Origin of the sequence: Herbidospora sakaeratensis, from assembly GCF_001570525.1 — a bacterium.
Classification (GTDB): domain Bacteria; phylum Actinomycetota; class Actinomycetes; order Streptosporangiales; family Streptosporangiaceae; genus Herbidospora; species Herbidospora sakaeratensis.
This window is the reverse complement of the sequence record NZ_BBXC01000010.1, coordinates 233,024-254,980: the sequence shown is the minus strand read 5'-3', so window position 1 is coordinate 254,980 and position 21,957 is coordinate 233,024. Positions and strand designations below refer to the sequence as shown.

Annotated in this window: 23 protein-coding genes; 5 read left to right on the top strand and 18 right to left on the bottom strand. The window is 70.5% G+C overall.

Annotation, left to right across the window (positions count from 1 at the left end; all coding sequences use genetic code 11):
• Nucleotides 1-105 precede the first annotated feature (105 nt).
• Genes AW271_RS14420 through AW271_RS14410 form a run of 3 tightly spaced genes read left to right on the top strand, consistent with a single transcriptional unit; the run spans nucleotide 106 to nucleotide 2,708 of the window.
• Nucleotides 106-1,041: an SAM-dependent methyltransferase gene (locus tag AW271_RS14420; RefSeq protein ID WP_062336927.1), complete on the top strand. Its 936-nt coding sequence runs from the start codon at nucleotides 106-108 to the stop codon at nucleotides 1,039-1,041.
• Nucleotides 1,042-1,046: 5 nt separating this feature from the next.
• Nucleotides 1,047-1,529, top strand: a complete 483-nt coding sequence (locus tag AW271_RS14415; protein ID WP_062336925.1) for a cation:proton antiporter regulatory subunit — start codon at nucleotides 1,047-1,049, stop codon at nucleotides 1,527-1,529.
• 6 nt (nucleotides 1,530-1,535) lie between these two features.
• Nucleotides 1,536-2,708, top strand: a complete 1,173-nt coding sequence (locus AW271_RS14410; RefSeq protein WP_062336923.1) for a cation:proton antiporter — start codon at nucleotides 1,536-1,538, stop codon at nucleotides 2,706-2,708.
• A 61-nt stretch (nucleotides 2,709-2,769) separates the two neighbouring features.
• Here the strand turns inward: AW271_RS14410 and AW271_RS14405 are convergent, their stop codons facing one another.
• A complete protein-coding gene (locus tag AW271_RS14405; RefSeq protein ID WP_062336921.1) occupies nucleotides 2,770-3,951 on the bottom strand; it encodes a cytochrome P450 in 1,182 nt (393 codons plus the stop codon).
• 37 nt (nucleotides 3,952-3,988) lie between these two features.
• Here AW271_RS14405 and AW271_RS14400 point away from each other — a divergent pair, with 37 nt between their 5' ends.
• On the top strand, nucleotides 3,989-5,134 hold the full coding sequence (locus AW271_RS14400; protein WP_062336918.1) for an NADH-quinone oxidoreductase subunit D: 1,146 nt from the start codon (nucleotides 3,989-3,991) through the stop codon (nucleotides 5,132-5,134).
• On the opposite strand, the gene AW271_RS14395 is transcribed toward AW271_RS14400, so the two are convergent.
• The 11 genes from AW271_RS14395 to dacB all read right to left on the bottom strand — a co-directional run bounded on the left by AW271_RS14395 (nucleotide 5,135) and on the right by dacB (nucleotide 15,743).
• Nucleotides 5,135-5,596: a DUF3180 domain-containing protein gene (locus AW271_RS14395; protein ID WP_062336916.1), complete on the bottom strand. Its 462-nt coding sequence runs from the start codon at nucleotides 5,594-5,596 to the stop codon at nucleotides 5,135-5,137.
• Between the two features lie 10 nt (nucleotides 5,597-5,606).
• Complete coding sequence (gene folK / locus AW271_RS14390) at nucleotides 5,607-6,107, bottom strand: 2-amino-4-hydroxy-6-hydroxymethyldihydropteridine diphosphokinase (RefSeq protein ID WP_062336914.1); 501 nt, start codon at nucleotides 6,105-6,107, stop codon at nucleotides 5,607-5,609.
• Entirely contained in the window at nucleotides 6,104-6,466 is a 363-nt protein-coding gene (gene folB / locus AW271_RS14385) for a dihydroneopterin aldolase (protein ID WP_062336911.1), read from the bottom strand. The genes folK and folB overlap by 4 nt, the downstream gene beginning before the upstream one ends.
• 1,014 nt (nucleotides 6,467-7,480) lie before the next feature.
• Complete coding sequence (locus AW271_RS14380) at nucleotides 7,481-7,921, bottom strand: nuclear transport factor 2 family protein (protein ID WP_062336910.1); 441 nt, start codon at nucleotides 7,919-7,921, stop codon at nucleotides 7,481-7,483.
• Nucleotides 7,908-8,765, bottom strand: coding sequence for a dihydropteroate synthase (gene folP / locus AW271_RS14375; protein ID WP_062336908.1), 858 nt, complete (start codon nucleotides 8,763-8,765; stop codon nucleotides 7,908-7,910). The genes AW271_RS14380 and folP overlap by 14 nt, the downstream gene beginning before the upstream one ends.
• A gap of 94 nt (nucleotides 8,766-8,859) precedes the next feature.
• Complete coding sequence (gene folE / locus AW271_RS14370) at nucleotides 8,860-9,444, bottom strand: GTP cyclohydrolase I FolE (protein WP_062336906.1); 585 nt, start codon at nucleotides 9,442-9,444, stop codon at nucleotides 8,860-8,862.
• 5 nt (nucleotides 9,445-9,449) lie between these two features.
• A complete protein-coding gene (ftsH, locus tag AW271_RS14365) occupies nucleotides 9,450-11,456 on the bottom strand; it encodes an ATP-dependent zinc metalloprotease FtsH (protein WP_062336904.1) in 2,007 nt (668 codons plus the stop codon).
• 261 nt (nucleotides 11,457-11,717) lie between these two features.
• Nucleotides 11,718-12,275 (bottom strand): hypoxanthine phosphoribosyltransferase, encoded by a 558-nt coding sequence (hpt, locus tag AW271_RS14360; RefSeq protein ID WP_062336902.1) that lies wholly within the window; start codon nucleotides 12,273-12,275, stop codon nucleotides 11,718-11,720.
• Nucleotides 12,276-12,286: 11 nt separating this feature from the next.
• Nucleotides 12,287-13,264 carry a tRNA lysidine(34) synthetase TilS gene (tilS, locus tag AW271_RS14355; RefSeq protein ID WP_062337522.1) on the bottom strand — a complete coding sequence of 326 codons (978 nt, stop codon included), beginning with the start codon at nucleotides 13,262-13,264 and terminating at the stop codon, nucleotides 12,287-12,289.
• Nucleotides 13,261-14,337, bottom strand: coding sequence for a zinc-dependent metalloprotease (locus tag AW271_RS14350; protein ID WP_174553090.1), 1,077 nt, complete (start codon nucleotides 14,335-14,337; stop codon nucleotides 13,261-13,263). Before AW271_RS14350 ends, tilS begins: the two co-directional genes overlap by 4 nt.
• A gap of 23 nt (nucleotides 14,338-14,360) precedes the next feature.
• Entirely contained in the window at nucleotides 14,361-15,743 is a 1,383-nt protein-coding gene (dacB, locus tag AW271_RS14345) for a D-alanyl-D-alanine carboxypeptidase/D-alanyl-D-alanine endopeptidase (protein WP_063817997.1), read from the bottom strand.
• A gap of 85 nt (nucleotides 15,744-15,828) precedes the next feature.
• Here dacB and AW271_RS14340 point away from each other — a divergent pair, with 85 nt between their 5' ends.
• Nucleotides 15,829-16,308 carry an inorganic diphosphatase gene (locus AW271_RS14340; protein WP_030452941.1) on the top strand — a complete coding sequence of 160 codons (480 nt, stop codon included), beginning with the start codon at nucleotides 15,829-15,831 and terminating at the stop codon, nucleotides 16,306-16,308.
• 1 nt (nucleotide 16,309) lies between these two features.
• Here AW271_RS14340 and AW271_RS38450 read toward each other — a convergent pair whose 3' ends face one another.
• The 6 genes from AW271_RS38450 to AW271_RS14310 all read right to left on the bottom strand — a co-directional run bounded on the left by AW271_RS38450 (nucleotide 16,310) and on the right by AW271_RS14310 (nucleotide 21,953).
• On the bottom strand, nucleotides 16,310-17,359 hold the full coding sequence (locus tag AW271_RS38450; protein ID WP_245653054.1) for a C40 family peptidase: 1,050 nt from the start codon (nucleotides 17,357-17,359) through the stop codon (nucleotides 16,310-16,312).
• A 57-nt stretch (nucleotides 17,360-17,416) separates the two neighbouring features.
• The gene (locus tag AW271_RS14330; protein ID WP_062336896.1) at nucleotides 17,417-18,064 is read right to left on the bottom strand and encodes a hypothetical protein; all 648 of its coding nucleotides are present in this window, start codon (nucleotides 18,062-18,064) and stop codon (nucleotides 17,417-17,419) included.
• A complete protein-coding gene (locus AW271_RS14325; protein ID WP_062336893.1) occupies nucleotides 18,036-19,325 on the bottom strand; it encodes an RNA polymerase sigma factor in 1,290 nt (429 codons plus the stop codon). Before AW271_RS14325 ends, AW271_RS14330 begins: the two co-directional genes overlap by 29 nt.
• A 127-nt stretch (nucleotides 19,326-19,452) precedes the next feature.
• Nucleotides 19,453-20,376 (bottom strand): alkaline phosphatase family protein, encoded by a 924-nt coding sequence (locus tag AW271_RS14320; RefSeq protein WP_062336891.1) that lies wholly within the window; start codon nucleotides 20,374-20,376, stop codon nucleotides 19,453-19,455.
• A 23-nt stretch (nucleotides 20,377-20,399) separates the two neighbouring features.
• Complete coding sequence (locus AW271_RS14315; protein ID WP_062336889.1) at nucleotides 20,400-20,711, bottom strand: hypothetical protein; 312 nt, start codon at nucleotides 20,709-20,711, stop codon at nucleotides 20,400-20,402.
• 159 nt (nucleotides 20,712-20,870) lie between these two features.
• Nucleotides 20,871-21,953 carry a saccharopine dehydrogenase family protein gene (locus tag AW271_RS14310; protein WP_062336887.1) on the bottom strand — a complete coding sequence of 361 codons (1,083 nt, stop codon included), beginning with the start codon at nucleotides 21,951-21,953 and terminating at the stop codon, nucleotides 20,871-20,873.
• Nucleotides 21,954-21,957: the final 4 nt, after the last annotated feature.

Below are 21,957 nucleotides of genomic sequence, written 5' to 3'. Positions count from 1 at the left end.
GCCAGAGTAACGGCGGCGCGTCACTGGAAGCCGTAAGGGTCCGGGGGGTCGCGGCGATCACGACTGTCCACATTCGGACACCGCTTCCTGGGTAGGGTCGTGCGGATGTGGGTTTCGTGGCGGGAGGCGACCCATCGGGCGCTCTACGGAGACGGCGGGTTCTACCTGAAGGAGCGCCCTTCGGCGCATTTCCGCACGTCCGTGCACGCCTCACCGATCTTTGCCGAGGCCGTGGCGCGGCTGCTCGACCGGGTCGACGCGCGGCTCGGGCGGCCGGCGCGGCTCGACTTCGTGGACATGGGGGCCGGTGACGGGCGGCTGGCGGCGGGGGTGCTGGCGGCGTTCGGCGACGACCGGCTCCGGGTGACGGCGGTCGAGGTGGCGTCGCGGCCGGCCGGCCTGCCCGAGGCGATCGAGTGGGCCGGGGAGGCGCCCGGGGAGATCACCGGTCTGGTGGTGGCCAACGAGTGGCTCGACAACGTGCCGCTCGACGTGGTCGAGCAGACCGGCGACGGCCCCCGGGTCGTCCTGGTCGACCCCGAGACCGGCGCCGAGCGCCTGGGGCCGCCGCTCAGCGATCCCGCCGACCTCGACTGGCTCGCCGCCTGGTGGCCGCTCCCCCGCGTCGGGTCGCGCGCCGAGATCGGCCGCCCGCGCGACGAGGCGTGGCAGTCCCTTCTTGGACGGCTTTCGCACGGCGCGTGCGTCGCCGTCGACTACGCCCACAGCCTGGCCGACCGCCCCGACCTGGGCACCCTGACGGGCTACCGAGACGGCCACGCGGTGCCGCCCGTACCTGACGGGACCTGCGACATCACCGCCCACGTCGCCCTCGACGCCTGCGCGCGAGGGGAGGGCCGGCTCACCACCCAGCGCGAGGCCCTGCGCGACCTGGGCCTGACGGGCGCCCGTCCGCCCCTGGAGCTGGCCTCGGAGGATCCGCGCGGCTACCTGCGGGCGCTGGCCCGCGCCTCGGCCGAAGCCGAACTTCTCGACCCCCGAGGGCTGGGAGGTTTCGGCTGGTTAGAACAGGTACGGTAAAGGGTGTGGAGATCGAGCAGACCGCCTTGCCAGGAATCGGCCTCAAACACGAGTTCACGACCCACACGGGCCGTCGCATCGGCATCGTGTCCCACCGGTCCGGCAGACGCGATCTGATCATCTACGACCGCGACGATCCTGATCGGGCCTGTGAGAGCGTGCAACTCACCGACGAGGAGGCCGACGCCCTCGTCGAGCTCCTCGGCGCCCCCCGCATCGTCCAGCGCCTCAACGCCCTCCACCGTGAGGTCGAAGGTCTGGTCAGCGTGCAGATCCCGGTGACCCCGAGCTCGCCCTACGACGGCCGCACGCTCGGCGACGCCCGCATCCGCACCCGCACCGGCGCCTCGGTGGTGGCCGTGGTGCGCGGTGACCAGGTGCACGCCAGCCCGACGCCCGACTTCGGGTTCCGGGCCGGAGACGTGGTCGTGGTGGTCGGCGACGCCGAGAACACCGGGGCGGTCGCCGACATCCTGGCCGACGGGTAGGAACGCGTGCACCACACCGCGATACTTTTCCTCGAGCTCGGCGGGGTCATTCTCGCGCTCGGCATCCTCGGGGCCCTGGCCCTCCGCGTCGGCATCTCGCCGATCCCCCTCTACCTCGTCGCGGGCCTCGCCTTCGGCACGGGCGGCATCCTGCCCCTCGCGACCAGCGAGGAGTTCATCGCCACCGGCGCAGAACTCGGCGTGATCCTCCTGCTGCTCACCCTGGGCCTGGAGTACAACGCCGACGAGCTCATGACCAGCCTCAAGAGCAACGCGCCCAGCGGCCTGGTCGATCTGGTCCTCAACGCGGCCCCCGGCGTGATCGCCGCGCTGCTGCTCGGCTGGGGCCCGGTCGCGGCGGTCGCGATGGGCGGCGTCACCTACGCCACGTCGTCGGGCATCACCGCGAAGGTGCTCTCCGACCTGGGCTGGATCGGCAACCGCGAGACGCCGGTCGTGCTCTCGCTGCTGGTGTTCGAAGACCTGACGATGGCGCTCTACCTGCCGATCCTGACCGCCCTGCTCGCCGGGGTGTCGCTGCTGAGCGGCGCGATCACGGTCGCGATCGCCCTGGCGACCGTGACGGTGGTTCTGGTCGTGGCGCTGAAGTTCGGCGACTGGATCGAGAAGTTCGTCGCCAGCCCCAACTCCGAGGTGCTGCTGCTGAAGGTCATCGGCCTGGCCATGCTGGTCGCCGGCCTCGCCCAGCAGCTCCAGGTCTCGGCGGCGGTCGGCGCGTTCCTGGTCGGCATCGCCCTGTCGGGCGAGCTGGCCCATGACGCGCGGGCGCTGCTGATGCCCATCAGAGACCTGTTCGCGGCCGTGTTCTTCGTGTTCTTCGGGTTGCAGACCGACCCGGCGAAGATCGTGCCGGTGTTGTGGCTGGCCGCGATCCTGGCGTTCGTCAGCATGGTCACCAAGCTGGCCACGGGCGCCTTCGCGGCTCGCCGCGCCGGCATCGGCAAGGCCGGACGGGTCCGGGCCGGCATCGCGCTCATCCCCCGGGGCGAGTTCAACATCGTCATCGCCGGGCTGGCCGTGGCGGCCGGCGCCCATCCGGACCTCGGGCCGCTGGCCGCGGCTTATGTGCTGATCCTGGCGGCCTTCGGCCCGCTGGCGGCGCGGTTGACGGCCCCGCTGGTGGCGGCCCTCACCAAGTCCACCCCCGCCGCGCACTGATCATCCGCTCCCCGTTGTCCACAGGCTGTGGACAACGGGGCGGAGCGCCGCATGCGGCGAATCAGCTGGTGGAGACCCGCAGTTCGGTGAGGCCGCGGATCACGTAGCCGGGCTTCCAGGTCGGCTCCTCGACCAGGTCGACGCCCCGGTCGAGCAACGCGCCGAACGACTCGATCAGCTCGATGCGGGCCAGCGGCGCGCCCAGGCAGAAGTGGATGCCCGCCCCGAACGAGATGTGTGGATTGTCGGTACGCCCGGCGTCGAAGCGGTCGGGTTCGGCGAACACCGACGGGTCGCGGTTGGCCGAGCCGAACAGCAGGGCCACCTCGCTGCCGCGCGGGATCGCGGTGCCGCCGACCTCGATGTCCTCCAGCACCCACCGCTCGAACATCTGCAGCGGCGTGTCCCAGCGCATCATCTCCTCGACCGCCGTGGGCAGCAGCGACCGGTCCTCGCGCAGCCGCGCCAGCTCGCCGGGGTTGCGGAACAACGACCACCAGCCGTTGCCGGTCACGTTGACCGTCGCCTCGTGGCCGGCGTTGAGCAGCAGCACGCAGGTGCCGATCAGCTCGTCCTCGGTGAGCCCGACCTGGGTCAGCGCGCTGATCAGGTCGTCGCCCGGGTTCTCGGCCCGGACGCGGGAGAGGTCGCGCAGGTAGTCGGCGAACTCCTGGGCCGCCCGCGCGGCGGTGTGCTGGGCCTCAAGGGAGGGGTTGAGCTCGTACATGCCGCAGATGTCGGCCGACCACGGCCGCAGGTGGGGACGGTCCTGCTCGGGCACGCCCAGCATCTCGGCGATCACCGTCACCGGCAGCGGCTCGGCGACCTCGGCGATCAGGTCGCCGCCGCCCTTGGCGGCCAGCGCGTCGGCCAGCTCGGCGGCCATCACCTTGATCCGGGGCCGCAGCGCCTCGACCATACGCGGCGTGAACGCCTTGGACACCAGCCGCCGCAGCCGCGTGTGGATGGGCGGCTCCACGTCGAGCATGCCCGCCCGGACCACCCGCCAGAACGGCTCCTGGAACTCCGGCTCCGGCTCGTGCCCGAAGACCGCGTGGTCGTCGAGGTGGAGGTAGGACCGCCCGAGCCGCCGATCGCGCAGCAGGGCGTTGACGTCCTCGTAGCGCGGGATCAGATATTGGTCGGTCTTGTCGAAATAGTGAACCGGCCCGTCGGCGCGAAGATCGGCGTAGACGTCGTAAGGATGGGCCACGAAATCCGGGTTCCAAGGGTCAAACCGCACATTTCACATGCTAGACGGGTCGTGACACGATGACACCATGAGCGAGATCGTGGTCGGCATGGGCGCGGGCGCCAAAGAACTCGCGACCGAGGACATGATCCTCAACATCGGCCCCCAGCACCCGTCGACCCACGGGGTGCTGCGGCTCCGCCTCACCCTCGACGGCGAACGCATCGGCACCGCCGAACCGATCATCGGCTACATGCACCGCGGCGCCGAGAAACTCTTCGAGGTCCGCGACTACCGCCAGATCATCGTGCTGGCCAACCGCCACGACTGGCTCTCGGCCTTCGGCAACGAACTCGGCGTGGTCATCGCCGTGGAGCGCATGCTCGGCATGGAGGTCCCGGTCCGCGCCGTCTGGGCCCGCACCCTGCTGGCCGAGCTCAACCGCGTGCTGAACCACCTGATGTTCCTCGGCAGCTACCCCCTCGAACTGGGCGCCATCACCCCGCTCTTCTACGCCTTCCGCGAGCGCGAGACCCTCCAGGCGGTCATGGAGGAGATCTCCGGCGGCCGCATGCACTACATGTTCAACCGCGTCGGGGGCCTGAAGGAGGAACTCCCCGAAGGCTGGATGTCCCGCACCCGCCAGGCCGTCGCCGACGTGCGTCGCCGCCTCCCCGACATCGAGAACCTGATCTCCGGCAACGAGATCTTCCTGGCCCGCACCCGGGGCGTCGGCGTGCTGACCCCCGAGACGATCCGCCAGTACGGCGTCAGCGGCCCCATCGCCCGCGCCTCCGGCGTCGACTGGGACCTGCGGCGCGACGACCCCTACCTGGCCTACCGCGAGCTCCCCGTCAAGGTGGTGACCCGCGAGGCGGGCGACTGCCACGCCCGCTTCGAAGTGCTGCTCGACCAGGTCAAGGTCTCGCTCGACCTCGCCGACGCCTGCCTCGACCGGCTCGCCGACCTCCCGCCGGGCCCGATCAACCAGCGACTTCCCAAGATCCTGAAGGTGCCCGAAGGCCACACCTACGCCTGGACGGAGAGCCCGCTCGGCGTCAACGGCTACTACCTGGTCAGCCGGGGCGAGAAGACGCCGTGGCGGCTGAAGCTGCGCAGCGCCAGCTTCAACAACATCCAGGTGCTGCGTGAGATGTTGCCCGGCCACCTGGTGGCCGACATGGTCGCGATCCTGGGGTCGATGTTCTTCGTCGTGGGCGACATCGACAAATGATCAGGCGGGCCGCTGGTTCTGGTTGTTCTTGTCGTCCGGAATGCGGCAGCAGAACTCCAGGAACAGCGCCGCGCAGACCAGCAGCACCGCCGAGATCAGCGACCCCGCCGACACGAGCGCGTCCTGCCGCGGGCCGGGGATGTCGAACATCTGCAGGGTGTGGATGAAGAACCCGGCGAACACCCCCGCGAACGCGGCCCCGGCGAGAGCCGTCGCCTTGGCCAGCGCCGCGAGCCGTGCCACCACCAGGGGCTCGGGCGGCGTGGTGTCCTCTTTCCGCATGATCCGCCCCCGCGTCAGCCACCCCGTGTACGCCTCGCCGATCGCCAGCAGCAGGAACGTCGGGATGGCCGTCCACGGCACCTGCGGCAGACTCGCATAGGCCCCCTGCAGGAACGCCCAGGTCACGACGGCGAACACGACCACGACGCCGACGAGCACACCGGGATTGCTGGGCTTCACGACACGACTCCTAAAGCGGCGGTTCCAGCGACAGGTCAGCCCGGAGGCGCACGCCGCTCTGGTCGACACCGGCCAGCAGCGCCGCCACCGACCCCCGCCCCGGCAGCACCGCCGAAGCGTCGGCCTGCGCCCACGGCACCAGCACGAACGCCCTCTCGTGGGCCCGCGGATGGGGCAGCGTCAGCTCGGCCTCGTCGGACATCAGGCTACCGATCATGACGATGTCGACGTCGAGGGTACGCGGCCCCCAGCGCTCCTTCCGAACCCGCCCGAACGCGTCCTCCACCCCGAGGGCCCGGTCGAGCAGGGTACGGGGGTCGAGCGAGCTCTCCGCGATCACCACGGCGTTCAGATAGGCCCCCTGCGAGGGCCCGCCGACGGGATCGGTCTCGTAGACCGGCGACAGCGCCACGAACGCCATGCCGGGCGCGTCGAACAGCGCGTCGAGCCCACTCTGCAGATAGTCCATGCGCTGCCCGAGGTTGGAGCCGAGCGAGAAGACGACCCTCACCGCGACCTCCTGACCGTCACCACCACGTCGTCGAACGGCAACGGAATCGGCGCCGCCGGCTTGTGCACGCTGAGCTCGACGTTCTCCACCAGCTCATACCGCAGACAGACCGCCGCCAGCCGCTCGGCCAGCGTCTCGATGAGATCGACCGGCTCCCCCTCGACCACGGCGACCAGCTCGACCGCCAGCGCCCCGTAGTCGACGGTCTTGGTCAGATCGTCACCCGCGGCCGCCGGCCGCACGTCGAGGAACAACGTCGCGTCGACGACGAACTCCTGCCCCAGCTCACGCTCAGCGGGCAGGCATCCATGCCGCCCCCTCGCCCGAAGCCCTTTCAGGCTCACCGTATCGAGGCCCACGACACCTCCGCACCGATCTCACCCGGGCGACCTGCCCGAGATCACTTTCTACCGCCCACCCATTCCGACGACGACAACGCCCCCCGCCCGAACGCAAATTCCACGAAACGCCCCAAAGCCCAACATCGACTAAAGCCGCCGCCCATGTGGCGCCCCAGAGCCTCCATGGGAGTCGCACCCCTGTGAAACTCTGCTTCCCCTCACCTGGCCAGGTACCCCCATCCTCACCGGGATAGGTCAGCGGGCCGTGGAGCGCGATGCTGCCGTCGGACAGCAGATCGGCCGCCTTCGCCGCTGTGGTCACCGGCCTCTCCGGGACGCGCGCCCTCCGTGGTACAGCAGCCTCCGCGGCACATGCAGCCTCCGTGGTACACGCGGCCTCCGTGGTACACGCGGCCTCCGTGGTACACGCGGCCTCCGTGGTACACGCGGCCTCCGTGGTACACGCGGCCTCCGTGGTACACGCGGCCTCCGCGGTACACGCGGCCTCCGCGGTACAGGCAGCCTCGGTGGAATATGAAAGCCCCGTGGGAGGTCTGCAAACTCCGTGGGACATGCAACCTCGGCGGAACATGAAGCTTCTGTAGGAGTTGGCAACCTCCGTGAGACGTCGGGCCCGCCTTTGACGCCGCCGCCTTTGTAGGACGCTTCGGCTTGTGCCCCGCCGAACTATGGCCCCTTTCGTTGAGACACCGCGTCCTCGAGTCCCGCATGGTGCGCGACCGCCGAGCTTGGCGGGTGATCGAAGCGATGCGGGACCCATGCCTGGCGGTTCAGCGATGCGCGGCTGGTAGCGGAGGGCCTGCAACGCACCCTTGCATGCAGCCCTGCATTGAACCCCTGGGTCGACCGGGACATAGGGCATCGTTTGCTTGAGTGCCACGCCGAGCCGCCCTCGACCACCACATCGAACCGATGTCCATGGGGCGGCGTGCGGCGAACTCGGCGAACTCGGCGAACTCGGCGAACTCGGCGAAAGGAGCGACTCGCCAACCACGTCGGCGAGCGCGCAAATCAGGAGGTTTCTTCCTCTTCCTCGTCGTCGCCCGTCTGCAGAACCGGTGACCCGTGGTGGTGCCACAGGCGCCAGCCGCCGGCCGTCTTCACGAACGTGTTGGTCGCCACCACTCGCCCGGCGGCGAACCCCGTGTCTCCCACGTCTTCGGCGTCGGCCGCCGTGAGGATGTTCTCGGCGCAGGTCAGCACCGCGACATTCCCTAAAACCGTCGTCTGTACGTCAGTAAGCACAAACTGGATATACGGCGTATTGGCCATGATCAGCGCCCACGACCGCAACACCTCGCCACGGCCCGACAACATCGGCCACCCGGGATGCACGCACATCGCCACCAGGTGGTCAGGCACGTCCTCCACCCAGATCTCCGACATGCGATCCAGGTCGGCGCTTTCGATCGCGGCGTAAAAGGCCTGGTTGAGGTCTTCAACCTCTTTCATCGGCTGCCCTCCACGCCGCGGCAACCCGTACGGCGTCGGCGTTGGGTCGGACGTCGTGGACGCGTACGCACCAGGCGCCGTCTCGGGCGGCGAGCGCGGTGACCGCCAGGGTCGCGTCGTCGTTCTCGGCGAACGGGCGAGGCTCGCCGTCGGGACCGGCGAGCAGCCGGCCCAGGAAGCGCTTGCGGGACGCCCCGATGATCAGGGGACGGCCCAGCTCCCGGAGCCGGTCGAGGCCGGCCAGGAGCGTCCAGTTGTGGTCGGCCTGCTTGGAGAACCCCAGGCCGGGGTCGAGGATCAGCTGCTCCTCACGCACGCCCTCGGCGAGCACCGAGTCGACGCGCTTGCGCAGTTCCTCACTCACCTCGGTGACCACATCGCTGTAGATCGCCCGGCTCTCCATGTCTCTGCTGTGGCCGCGCCAGTGCATGACCACGTAGGCGACCCCGGAGGCGGCCACCACCCGGGGCATCACGGGGTCGGCCAGGCCGCCGCTCACGTCGTTGACCAGCCGGGCCCCGGCGGCCACGGCCACCTCGGCGACCTCGGCGCGCATGGTGTCGACGCTGACGGCGACGCCCTCGGCGGACAGGGCGCGGATCACCGGCTCGACCCGGCGCAGCTCCTCGTCGAGGGACACCCGGGCGGCCCCGGGGCGGGTCGACTCGCCGCCCACGTCGACGATGTCGGCGCCCTGCTCGACCAGGGCGAGGCCGTGGGCGATGGCGATCTCGGGGTCGAACCAGCGGCCCCCGTCGGAGAAGGAGTCGGGGGTGACGTTGACCACGCCCATGACGAGGCAGCGCCCGGCGTCGGGCAGCCCCGGCACGGTGAACGCGCTCATCAACGGCTCCTCATGTGGTCGATCGGGATCAAGCCTAGGCGTTCCGGCAGCACGATCCGCCGCCCGGGGGGCACCTGTGGATAACGATCGAAAACTAGCGGCCGATGATCAGGGACATCGCCTCGGCGCGGGTCTTGTCGTCTTCGCGGAAGATGCCGCGGACCGCCGAAGTGATCGTCTTGGCGCCCGGTTTGCGGACGCCCCGCATGGTCATGCACATGTGCTCGGCCTCGATGACCACGATCGCGCCGCGGGGCTTCAGGACCTCCATGAGGGCGTCGGCGACCTGGGAGGTCAGCCGCTCCTGGACCTGGGGCCTGCGGGCGTAGAGGTCGGCCAGCCGGGCCAGCTTCGACAGGCCCGTCACCTGGCCCTTGTCGTTGGGGATGTAGCCGATGTGGGCCACCCCGTGGAAGGGCACCAGGTGGTGTTCGCACGTGGAGTAGATCTCGATGTCGCGCACCAGGACCATCTCGTCGTGGTCGGCGTCGAACACCGTCGTGAGCACGTCTTCCGGCTTCTGCCCGAGCCCCGCGAACTGCTCCGCGTAGGCTCGGGCGACGCGCGCCGGAGTCTCGACCAGGCCCTCACGGCCCGGATCTTCGCCGATCGCGATCAGAATCTCGCGTACGGCCGCTTCGATCCGGGCGTTGTCGACCTGGAGAGGCTTGCCAACCACTGTTCTTACGCCTCGTCCTTTTGGGGTGCGGGCTGCGCGACGGGCGAGCCGTTGCCGGAGGCGATGGCGGGGGCGCCGTGACCGTTGGCCGCGGCGACCTCCTTGGGCGTGATGACCGGAGGACGGTCGGAGGGCAGCCGCTTGCCGTAACCGGCGTAGGACGGCCGCTTCTCCCTGACCACGATCGGGCTGAAGATCTCCAGCACCTGCTCGCGGGACAGGGTCTCCTTCTCCATCAGCTCCAGCACCAGGTTGTCGAGCACGTCACGGTATTCGACCAGGATCTCCCAGGCCGCGTCGTGTGCCGACTCGATCAGACGGCGGACCTCGTCGTCGATCGACGACGCGATCTGCTCGGAGTAGTCGCGCTCGTGGCCCATCTCGCGGCCGAGGAAGACCTCGCCGTTGCCGGAACCGAACTTGCGGGCGCCGAGCTTCTCGCTCATGCCGTATTCGGTGACCATGCGGCGGGCGATGGAGGTCGCCTTCTCGATGTCGTTGGAGGCGCCGGTCGTGGGCTCGTGGAAGACGAGCTCCTCGGCCGTGCGGCCGCCCAGCAGCATCGCGAGCTGGTCGTTCATCTCGGAGCGGGTGGCCAGGAACTTGTCTTCCATCGGCAGCGTCATCGTGTAACCGAGGGCGCGGCCGCGCGACAGGATCGTGATCTTGTGAACCGGGTCGGAGTTGGGCAGCGCGTGGGCCACCAGGGCGTGGCCGCCCTCGTGGTACGCGATGATCTTCTTCTCCTGGTCGGACATGACCCGCGACTTGCGCTCGGGGCCGGCCATCACGCGGTCGATCGACTCTTCGAGGATCTCCATCGTGATGAGCTTCTTGTCCTGGCGGGCGGTCAGCAGCGCCGCCTCGTTGATCACGTTGGCCAGGTCGGCGCCGGTGAAGCCCGGCGTCCGGCGGGCGATGACGTCGAGGTCGACGCTGTCGTCGAAGGGCTTGCCGCGGCCGTGGACCTTGAGGATGCCCTTGCGGCCCTCGAGGTCGGGACGGTCGACGGTGACCTGCCGGTCGAACCGGCCGGGACGCAGCAGCGCGGGGTCGAGGATGTCGGGCCGGTTGGTCGCGGCGATGAGGATCACGCCGCCCTTGACGTCGAAGCCGTCCATCTCGACGAGCAGCTGGTTCAGGGTCTGCTCGCGCTCGTCGTGACCACCGCCGAGGCCCGCGCCCCGGTGCCGGCCGACGGCGTCGATCTCGTCGATGAAGATGATGGCGGGGGCGTTGGCCTTGGCCTGCTCGAACAGGTCGCGGACGCGGCTCGCGCCGACACCCACGAACATCTCGACGAAGTCGGAGCCGGAGATCGAGTAGAACGGCACCCCGGCCTCGCCGGCGACTGCCCTGGCGAGCAGGGTCTTACCGGTTCCGGGCGGGCCGTAGAGGAGGACGCCCTTGGGGATCTTGGCGCCGATGGCCTGGAACTTGGCGGGCGCCTGCAGGAACTCCTTGATCTCGTGGAGTTCCTCGATGGCCTCGTCGGCCCCGGCCACGTCGGCGAACGTGGTCTTCGGCGTGTCCTTGGTGATGAGCTTGGCCTTCGACTTGCCGAAGTTCATCACCCGGGAGCCGCCGCCCTGCATCTGGTTCAGGAAGAACAAGAAGAAGAGCACGATCAGGATGATCGGCAGGAAACTCAACAGCAGGGTGACGAAGAAGTTCTCCTTGGGAACCTCGACCGTCCACCCGTTCTTCGGGTTCGCCTTCGCGAGCGCCTCGGTGATCTGGACGCCCTGACCGGTCACCCAGGAAGCCTGGATGCGGTCGGTCGACTTGCCGCCGACCTGAATGGGCTTGGCCAGGGTCACCGCGGCGACCTGGTCTCTGTCGGTCACCTTGGCGCTGACCACATTGCCGCTGTTGATCTGCTGGAGAACAGTGGAGGTGTCGGCGGTGGTGTAATTGCCGCCGGTGTTCATCAACGTCGTGACGAGCAGCAGAAGCACGACGATGCCCAGGATCCACAGCAGTGGCCCACGTGTAAATCGCTTGAGATCCATCCGATGCGGAACCCCGGCGGGCCCGTCCCTTCCTGACCAAGGCCTGGCCCCCTTTGGGTAAAGGGGGTCGCGGCACCCTTTGCCGCTCCTTCTGACTACCCCGGGGCCGCCCCCGGGTTATCAGAAGGTACACCGAGCCGCCGGTGAGGGTCACCGCCCGGCAGGCTCGGGCATTGCTCCTCCAACGTACGTCAGGGACAGGCGTGTTCCCTTCGCGGAGAGCAAATATCAAGCCTCCGGAGGGGCCACTTCGCTCAGGGCTTATTCGCCGCCATAGACATGTGGCGCGAGAGTGCCGATGAATGGGAGGTTTCGATAGCGCTCGGCGTAGTCGAGCCCGTAGCCGATGACGAACTCGTTGGGGATGTCGAAACCCACGTATTTGACGTCGAGGGGCACCTTCACCGCGTCGGGCTTGCGGAGCAGCGTGCAGATCTCGACGGAGGCCGGGTTGCGCGACTGGAGGTTGTTGAGCAGCCACGACAGGGTCAGGCCCGAGTCGATGATGTCCTCGACGACCAGCACGTGACGGCCGGCGATGTCGGTGTCGAGGTCTTTCAGCACCCGCACCACGCCCGACGACTTGGTGCCGGCGCCGTAGGACGACACCGCCATCCAGTCCATCTGGACGGGCACGTGGAGCGCGCGGGCGAGGTCGGCCATCACCATGACGGCGCCCTTCAGCACTCCGACGATGAGCAGTTCGTGGCCCGCGTAGTCGGCGTCGATCTTCCCGGCGAGTTCCCTGATCTTGGTCTGGAGCTCTTCCTCGGAGATGAGGACCCTGGACAGGTCTCTGCCCATGTCGGCTGCGTCCACCTGCGAATTCCTTACGAGAGGGAGCTGGTGAACATCAGCCTGCCATATCGCCGCACCACACCCACCCCTCCGGGTAGGTCCACCCCCTTCTGCCCCGTCCAGCGGGTGATCAGCCGCTCGGCCTCCTCGATGTGCACGGCCGCGAGGGCCGAGGGCGGCGACCCGGCGGCGACGGCGGCCCGGTGGATCACCCGGCGGCGCACCGCCGCGGGCAGTTCGGCCAGCAGGGCGGTCGACAGCCCGGTGCCGAGGTCTCTGGCCTCGGCGTAGACGCGGTCGGCCCAGTCGTCGAGGGCGTCGGCGTCGTCGCGGCAGAGCCGGGCGGTGCGGGCGAGCGCGTCGGCGATGCCGGGGCCGAGTTCCGACTCCAGGAGGGGCAACAAGGTTTGCCGTACCTTGACCCGGGTGAAACGCGGGTCGTCATTGTGGGGGTCGTGCCAGGGGCTCAGGCCGAGTGCCGCGCAGACCTCTTCCGTCCGGGTACGGCTCACGCCCAGCAGCGGCCGCCGGTAGACGCCCGCGACCTCGGCCATGCCCGACAGGGTGCGCGAGCCGCTGCCCCGGGCCAGCCGCAGCAGCACGGTCTCGGCCTGGTCGTCGCGGGTGTGGCCGAGCAGGATCACGGCTTGGTGCCGCGAGGCGAGGTCGTCGAGAGCCGCGTACCGGGCGATCCGCGCCGCCGCCTCCGGCCCGCCCACGGTTCCGACCTCCACCGTGACGGCCTCACCGAAGGAAAGCCCGAGGTCGGGCGCGAGACGTACAAGATCATCGGCTCTTGAGCGGGAACCGGGCTGCAGGCCGTGGTCGACAGTGACCAGCCCGGCGCGCAGGCCCAGGCGCGGCGCGACGAAGCCGAGGCAGGCGGCCAGCGCCAGGGAGTCGGCGCCGCCGCTGCAGGCGGCGAGCGCCAGGCTTCCCTTGTCGAGGTCGGAGAGCGATTCGCGGATCGCGCGGCGGACGTCGGCGACCGCCGGATGCGGGCCCATCAGGCGGACTTGTGATCGGGCTCCAGCGCGTTGGTGACGAGGACCCGGCGCATCCACGCGTGGGGATCGGAGATCTCCTGGCGGGTGGGCAGGGTCTCCGGGGAGGTCCAGACCCGGTTGAAGCCGTCCATCCCGGCCTCCTCGACCACGGTGGTCACGAAGGAGGAGCCCTCGGCGTACTGCTTCATCTTGAGGTCGACGCCGAGCAGGCGGCGGATCACCTGGTCGACGCGGGAGCCGCCGGCGCGGCGCTGCTGGAACTTGGCCCGGATCTCGGCCACCGAGGGCACCACGCTGGGGCCCACGGCGTCCATCACGTAGTCGCCGTGGCCCTCGACCAGGGTCATCACGGCGGTCACCCGGTCGAGCACGGCCTTCTGCTCGGGGGTCTGGATGGCCTCGATCAGGTTGCCCTCGCCGCCGCGGAAGGCGTCGGCGACCGCGTCGGTGACGTCGCGCATGCGGTCGAGGAGGGTCGACAGGTCCATGTCGGAGATCGTGAGGAACTCCTTCATCTGGGCCTGGAGGTATTCGCGCAACCACGGGACGCCGGTGAACTGCACCCGGTGGGTCTCCTCGTGGAGGCAGACCCAGAGGCGGAAGTCGCGCGGGTCGACGCGCAGCTCGCGCTCGGTGTTGACGATGTTGGGGGCCACCAGGGTGAGGCGGCCGGTCGGGGCGTTGCCGTCGGGGTCGGGCGGCAGGAACAGTTCGTACTGCCCGAGGACCCGGCTGGCCAGGAAGGCCAGGACCGCGCCCACCTCGACGCCGGTGATGCGCGAGCCCACGGCGCTGACGATGGCCGGCACGTTGCCGACCTTCTCCGACAGCGGTTCGAGGACGACCTTGAACCCTTCGACGTTGGCCCGGATCCAGCCGGGACGGTCGACGACGGTGGCCTCTTCGGGAGGCGCCGAGTCGATCCCGGTGAACTCCTTGACGTGGACCTCGGCCTCGCGCGACAGGCGCCGAAGCTCGCTGACGGCCTGCCTGGCCTCTTCACGGCTCACCTGTGGCCCCGGGCGGACGAGCCGGACTCCGGTAGCGACGGCGAGATCCCAGTCGATCACCTGCATGTTCACCACCGTATGTCGTCGGTTCAGGCTGCGCGCGAGACCAGGGTCGCGAGCCGGTCGAGCGCCTTGACGGTCTTGCCGGGGTCGGTGACGCCGTTGGCCATGAACGCGAAGCTCAGCAGCCGTCCGTCGGCGGTGTGGACGAGGCCCGTCAGTGTGTTCACTCCGTCGAGCGTGCCCGTCTTGGCCCGGACCAATCCGGCGCCGGCCTTCGAGTCGGCCTCGCCGTAGCGCCCGTGGAGGGTGCCGGTGAAGCCCGCGACCGGCATTCCGCTGATCAGCGAGTGGAGGTTCGGGTATTGCGGGGAGGCGCCCAGCGCGACGAGTCTGGCCAGCGCCGCCGGGGTGATCTTGTTGGCGGTCGACAGGCCGCTGCCGTCGTGGACCTCGACGCCCTGGGTGACGCCGAGGCGGGTCAGCACGGCCTGGTAGGCCTTGGCCTGGCCGGCGTAGGTGTGGGGCTGCTTCTCGGCGATGGCCACGTGGCGGCCCAGCGCCTCGGCCAGGTCGTTGTCGCTCTCGGTGAGCATGCGCTCGACCAGGGCGTAGACCGGGGCCGACTCGACCCGGGCCAGTTCCTGGCCGGGCTGCGCGGCCTTGACCGACTTGATCGTCTTGCCGACCTTGACGCCGTACTTGGCCAGCAGGTCGCCGAACGCCTTGGCGGCGTCGGCCGGCGGGTTGGCCGAACGGGGGGCGTCCTGGCGGGGCACGACGCGGCCCTCGTCGATGGCCAGCGCGGTCACCGGGGAGGCGCTGCCCTCGGGCACGTACGTCGGCTTCCAGCCGGGGGCGGTCACCGGGCCCTGGAAGAGCGAGGCGTCGTACGAGAGCGTGACCGACTTCATTCCGGCCGCCTTCAGCGCCTTGGCGGTGCGGGAGGCGAGCGTCTGGAGGCTGGCCGCGCGCGGATAGTGGTCGCGGGGGTCGGCCTTGGGCCCGGCCAGGGTCGGATCGCCGCCGCCGACCAGAACGATCTTGCCGGGGGCGGTCTGGACGACCGTCGTGGCGAACGTCACATCGGCGCCGATCGACGCCAGCGCCGCGGCGCCGGTGACCACTTTGGTGGTGGACGCCGGGGTCAGCGCGGTGGTCGAGCCCTCATCGAACAGCGTTTGCCCGGTTTCTGCGTCGATGACGGTACCTGCGACCTTGCCACCGATTCCCGGGTCACCCATGGCGTCACGAAGCAGGGTGGTCAAAGTACTCTTAGCCGGGAGAGGGCCGTCGAGCGCGGCGACCAGAACAGGCGGTGCCGTGACGATCGGTGTGGGGGCCGGTTTGGGGGCCGCGGCCTGTATCGGAACTCGCTCGGTGCCGTTGACCACGAGGTAGACGCCCGCGGCGATGACGAAGACCTGTAGCAGCGCGAGGGTGGCGATCACCATCCAACGTTCGCGTCGCACCACGTGACCTCTCCCCTAAGTAACGCCTACGAGACACTAACGCCACTCCGGGACCACTCGGATGGCTTGAGCGGAGGAAATGGCAGTGGAGTTCGACGTTGTCGTTGAGATACCCAAAGGGCAACGCAACAAATATGAAGTGGATCATGAGACCGGCCGGATCCGGCTCGACCGGATGCTGTTCACGTCCACTCAGTACCCTGCCGACTACGGCTTCATCGAGAACACCCTCGGCGAGGACGGCGACCCCCTCGACGCCCTCGTCCTCCTCCAGGAACCGACCTTCCCCGGGTGTCTCATCCGCTGCCGCGCCGTCGGGATGTTCCGCATGACCGACGAGAAGGGCGGCGACGACAAGGTCCTCTGCGTGCCCTCACGCGACCCCCGCCAGGAGCACATCCGCGACATCCACCACGTCCCGGAGTTCGACCGGCTGGAGATCCAGCACTTCTTCGAGGTCTACAAGGACCTCGAGCCCGGCAAGTCGGTCGAGGGCGCCAACTGGGTCGGCCGGACCGAGGCCGAGGCCGAGATCGAGCGCTCCTACAAGCGCGCCAAGCACTGACTCAGCCCGGTCTCGTGGCGCCGACGTAGTCGGGCCGCCACATCGACGCGATGCGGACCACGTCTCCCGTCTGGGGGGCGTGGACCATCAGGCCGCGTCCGATGAACATGCCCACGTGGTGAATCGGGTCGCCGAAGAAGACGAGGTCGCCGGGGCGCAGGTCGGCTGATTCGACGTGCGGCCCGGCGGTCCACTGCGTGCCGGTCCAGTGGTCGAGCGGCACGCCGGCCCGTTCCCAGGCCCGCATGGTCAGCCCCGAGCAGTCGAAGCTCTCGGGGCCGTCGGCCGCCCACACGTAGGGTTTGCCGAGCTGGGCCAGCGCCCAGCGGGCCGCCTCGCCCCCCGCGCCCCCGGCGGTGAGCGCCCAGCCGGGCGCCGCCGGACCGGCCCCCATCCGGAACCTGGCCAGGTCGAGGCGCTCCTCGATCTCCCGCTGCTCCCTGCGCAGGTCCCTGGTCTCGGCCAGCTGCGTCTTCACGGCCTCCTCCGCGGCCGTCTTGAGACGCCCCGCTTCGGCCGCGGCCCGGTGGGCCTCGTCGAGCATGTCGGCGGCCTGGTTCTGCAGGATCCGGAGCACCTCGCGGCTGTCGTCGAGGCGGTCGATGACGGCCGCGCGCTCGTCGCCGATCTGGGTGACCAGGCTGGCCCGGCGCATCAGCGCGTCGGGGGCGCCCGGCAGGGCCATCATCGGGTTGGCCAGGTCGACCCCGTAGGCGTCGGCGGCCAGGGCGGCGGCCCGGCTCCTGGCCTCCTCGACGGTCTTCTCCGCCGCCAGCAGGTCGGCGGTGACCTCGGCGTGCTCGGCCCGCGCCCGCCGCACCCTGACCAGCTCGCCGTTGTACGCCTCGACGAGGCGCTCGGCGTCTCTGACGAGCTCGCGGCGGCGCTCCTTGGCCCGCGCCAGCTTCACCTGGTTGCGGGCGAGCTCCCGGACCTGCGCGGAGATCGTGTCGCGGGGGCCCGGGGTCGCGGCGGCCTCACCCGGCGCCCCGGCCAGCAGCCCGGCGACGATGAGCGTCGCGGGCAGCGCCCTCGACCTGCGATTGCACATGCGCAGGCCCATTCCCGCAGGTCACTCAAGGAACACCGGCCCCAATGGCAAAGGTGTTCACACAAGTTTCAACAGCCGGGCGATCCAGGGGCGCATGCCCGTGGTGACCGGGTCGGGGCCGCGCGGGTAGGCGAACACCGGGGCGTCGCCGCCGTGGGTGGCCCTCAGTTCGGCCGCCTTGCACCAGTCGGCGGCGGTCCGGCAGGCCGCCCACGCGACCGACAGGGCCGGTCGCGCCTCGGGGTGGCGTTCGTGGATCTGCGCCAGGGTGATCGCGGCGTGGGCGGCGGCGTAGCCGTCGTCGGGGTAGGCGGTGCCGGCCAGGTAGGGGGCGGTGACCCGGCCCCCGTGGGGGGTGCTCTGCACCCACGTCCAGTTGGCGACGACCAGGTTGAGGACGGGGGCGGGGAGGCGGGCGGCCTCGCCGTACATGCGGTCTTGCCGGGGGCCGGTCAGGCGGCGGGGGGACAACAACCACGTGACGTCGTCGGGGGTGTGGGCCTCGGCCAGCCAGGTCAGGACGGCCAGGGCCCGGGCGGCCTGGAGGCGGCTGAGGTCGAGGACGTCGCGGAGCATGCGGGGCCCCGGGTCGAGCCAGACCGGCCAGGCCGCCTCGTGGGCCTTGGTGACGAGGTCGGCCAGCGGGGCGGGCGGCAGGTCGGGGTAGACCCGGCGATCACGAACGGCAAAGCCGTCGGCGGCCATGGTGTTCGCCCTTCACGTGCTCGTGCTCGTGCGTTTCCGCGGGGGTGGACGCCAGGTCGACCTCGACCGGCTCGGCCGCCGGGGTGACCGTGGCGACCGGGGTCGGCGACGGGCGGGGGCCCGGCGGGCGGCTGTGGGGAGGCTCGCCCTGGGCGGTCTTGGTGGGACGGGGACGCGGGGGGACGACACGCGGGGGCGGCGGGTAGTGCACGCCGAGCACGGTCGGACGGGGCCGCGCCACCGCGCTCTCCGACGACTCCTTGACCGGGTCGAGCGTGCGGATGGGCGGCGGCACCTTGGGCGGCACCTTCGGCGGGTAGTCGCTGACGGTCGCGGCGGGGGTGTAGAGCCGGGCGGTCGGCGCGGCCACGCCGCTTCTGTTCTCCATCGGGTCGCCGGTGACCTGCATGACCAGCACGACCACCACGGCCGCCGCGACCACGGCCGCCACCGCGCCCACGGCCACGTGGCGGCCGCGCCGGTTCGGGGTGCCGGGGAAACCGTCGGGGTCGAGCGGCCCGGCCCGGCGGGCGACGTAGCGGCGGTAGGCCAGCAGTTCGGGGTCGATGAAGCAGCTCATCACCCGTACGCGGACCGTGTCGGGCATGACCGGGAGCGGCAGCAGGGCGAAGACCTTGCCGGCCGAGACCTGGCGGGCCCGGTGGGGGCGGCAGGTCTCGCAGGTGAAGATGTGGTTCACCACGCGGGCGCGCCGTTCGTCGGGGTCGCCGCCCTCGGCGTCGGCGACCAGGACCGACCGGGCCGGGCAGTCGCCGGGGTCGCGGCGGGCCAGCACCTCGGCGGTGATCGCGTCTTGCAGCCGGAGCGAGGCCGACTCGCGCAGGGCCTCGGCGTGGCGGGCGCTCAGGCCGAGCACCACGCCCAGGTCGGCGGCGGCCAGGCCGTGGCGCAGCGACAGTTCGAGGATCTCGCGGTCTTCGGGCGGCAGGCCGTGGACGGCATGCCAGGCGGCGGCGTCGGGGGCCTCCTCGGGTTCGGCCGGCTGGCCGGCCTGCCACCGGCGGCGGCACTCGGCGCGGGCCAGCGCGAGCAGCCAGACGTAGAGGCGGTCGGGGTCGCGCAGGGCGTCGACGTGGGCCTCGGCGGCGATCATGGTGTCGCGTAACGCCACCTGGGCGCCCTCGGCGCCGAGCAGGAACCAGCAGAAGCGGTAGACGCCTTCGGCGTGGGCGTCGTAGAGGGCTGCGAGAGCACCCGGATCGCGGGCGCGCAGGGCCTGAACCAGATCGCGATCGGTCATGTCACAGAAGGTAATGGATCCGTAACTTGGAGTTCAGGATTTCTGCCGCATTCTCCGCCGCTATTTTCCCGGTTATTGGGGCGGATTCACGAGCGCGAGCCACGGTCGGCCTTCGGCCGCCCGCGGCTCACTTTTCTCCCCCGAGTGGAACGCCTTCGAAGTCGGCCGGAATTCGTATCCCCAACTGGGCGAAAACGGTCGGCGCGACGTCGACGAGTTTCGCCTCGTGGCGGCGTTCGTGCCGGATTCCGGGGCCGGCGGCGAGCAGGAAGATCTGCAGCTCCTCCGGCGACAGGCCGCCGTGGCCGCCCTCGTCGCGGTGCCCGTGGTCGGTCACCACGATGACCGACCACTTCTCGTTCGGGAACGTCGGCCGCCGCCTGACGGCGTCGACGAGGCGGCCGACGCCGAGGTCCATGGTGTCGAGCGCGGTGGTGTACTCGGGGCCCAGCGGCCCGTGTTTGTGGGCCACCTTGTCGGGGTTGACCAGGTGCAGGAAGACGACGTCGACCTGGTGACGGGAGATCAGGTCGGTCATCCGGCGGATGATCATCTCGTCCTTGAGGTGCTCGGCGTAGTCGACGCCGGGGCGCAGGGTGGCGTGCCAGTCGACCTGGTGGAGCAGGCCGGTCTCGAAGAAGGTGCGCCACAGGGTGACGGCCAGCGTGTCGAGGTCGGGGCGCAGCCTTTCCAGCCGGGTCAGGAAATCGGGATATCTCGTGTATTGGCGTCCATCAAAGGTGTTGTCGTGTACGCCATGCTTTTCCGGATTGACGCCGGTGAGAATGGTCGACCACGCCGGACCGCTCAGCGATTTCACGCCCGGGGCCAGATCGAGGTGGCCGGTGGCGTAGAGGCCCTCGCTCATCAGCGCGCGCAGATAGGTCGCCTTGGTGGTGAGCACCCGGTCGGTGCGCACCCCGTCGACCCCGATCACCAGCACCTTCGGCACCGGCTTCGGTGGGGGCGGTTCGACGTGGCTGACCGGCCCGCAACCGAGCGCCACCACGATGGCGAGGGCCAGCGAGACGCGAATCCGCTTCGAAGACACCGCCCCCGCCCATGGGTGAGGTCTCACGCCAGGCCGCCGGCCACGATCGCGAGGCCCGCCGCGGCGGCGGCCGAGGCGCCCAGCGCCAGCGTCACCCCGGAGCAGACCATGGCGGTCTCGACAACGCCCCGGTTGATCGACCGGGGATGGTCGTCGGCGATCTCCCGCAGCGCCCGCACGCCCATGACCAGCGCGGCCAGTGCGAGGAAGACGCCCACGCCGCCCAGGAAGAGCAGCGGGAGCGAGAGGTAGCCGAGCCGGGCGGTCCAGACGACCGAGGTGTACGGGGCGTCGCGCCGCGCCACCGCCGCCTCGACGAGGGCCCAGGAGGTCATGAGGTCTTTCGTGGAGGCGGTGCCACGCCCGAATCGTGGTGTAGGCCGTACTTTGAGGTTCTTCATGGAAATCGCCCCCCGGAAGAAAGATCGAGCCTTATTCGGGGGAATATCACGAACGCGGAGTGATCCCACCGCGACGCGCTGTTTCTTGGTGATTCACGGGGCCAGCCCGGCCGACGCGCATCCCTCGGCCAGGGCGTCGAGCCCGAACGCCTCGGCCGGGCCGAGCGCCCCGATCCCGCCCACCCCGCCGACCAGGGCGCTGGTCGCGCCCCAGGCGAGCATTCTGGCGGTCAGGTCGTAGGGATCGCCGCCGTTCAGGCGGACGGTGGCGAGCAGGGTGCCGTCGTCGGCGTACGCCTCGGCGATGGTCTGGGAGGCGATCGGGTGGGTCTCCTGGTTCGTCGACCGGGCCGCCCGCTCGGCCATGGCCGCCATGAGGCGCTTGGAGCCGGGCAGCGCCCGCAGCAGCGGGGTGGCCCTGGCGAAGACGCCCGCCGCGCGGGTCAGGCCGCCGAGCCAGCCGAGGTAGACGTTGACCTCGCGCAGCCGGGGGTGGGTGCGCGGCAGGGCGAAGTGCTCGCTGGCCCCCATGGCGATGCCGTGGCGCCGTCGAGCGCCGAAGGCGAAGGCCCGGGTGCGGCCCGTCTCCCGGACGATGCGGCCGTCGCGGAAGCCGTACATGGGTTCGAGGATCATGCTCAGCGCGGAGGCGCGGGTGCCGGCGCTGGCCCTCTTGGCCATGTTGCCGCGCAGGAAGTAGCCCACGTCGACCCTGATCGCGTCGTTGCCGGCCTTGCGCAGGGCCAGGGCGGCGGCCAGGTTGCCGGGGACGTAGTCGTACCCGAAGGCGGGGATCAGGGTCGCGCCCGCCGCGGCCGCCTCGGGGCCGTGGCGCTGGAAGACGCGCTTGACGAAGGGCGGCTCGCCGGTCGAGTCGAGATAGACCGCGCCCGCCTCGATCGCCGCCGTGACCGCCGCGTCGCCCCACCGCAGGAACGGTCCCACCGTGGAGACCAGGACGTCGCCGGGTTCGAGCAGGTGGGCCACCGAGCGCGGCCGGGTCGCGTCGGCCACCGCCGTGGGCAGCGCGCCCGGCAACGTGGCCGCCAGGTCGGCCAGCCGGGCGGGGTCCCGCCCGGCCAGAAGCGGCTCGGCGCCCAGCGCGACCAGCGCCTTGGCCGTGAGCCGCCCGGTGTAGCCGGTGGCGCCGAACAGGACGATACGGGGGGTGGTCATGCCA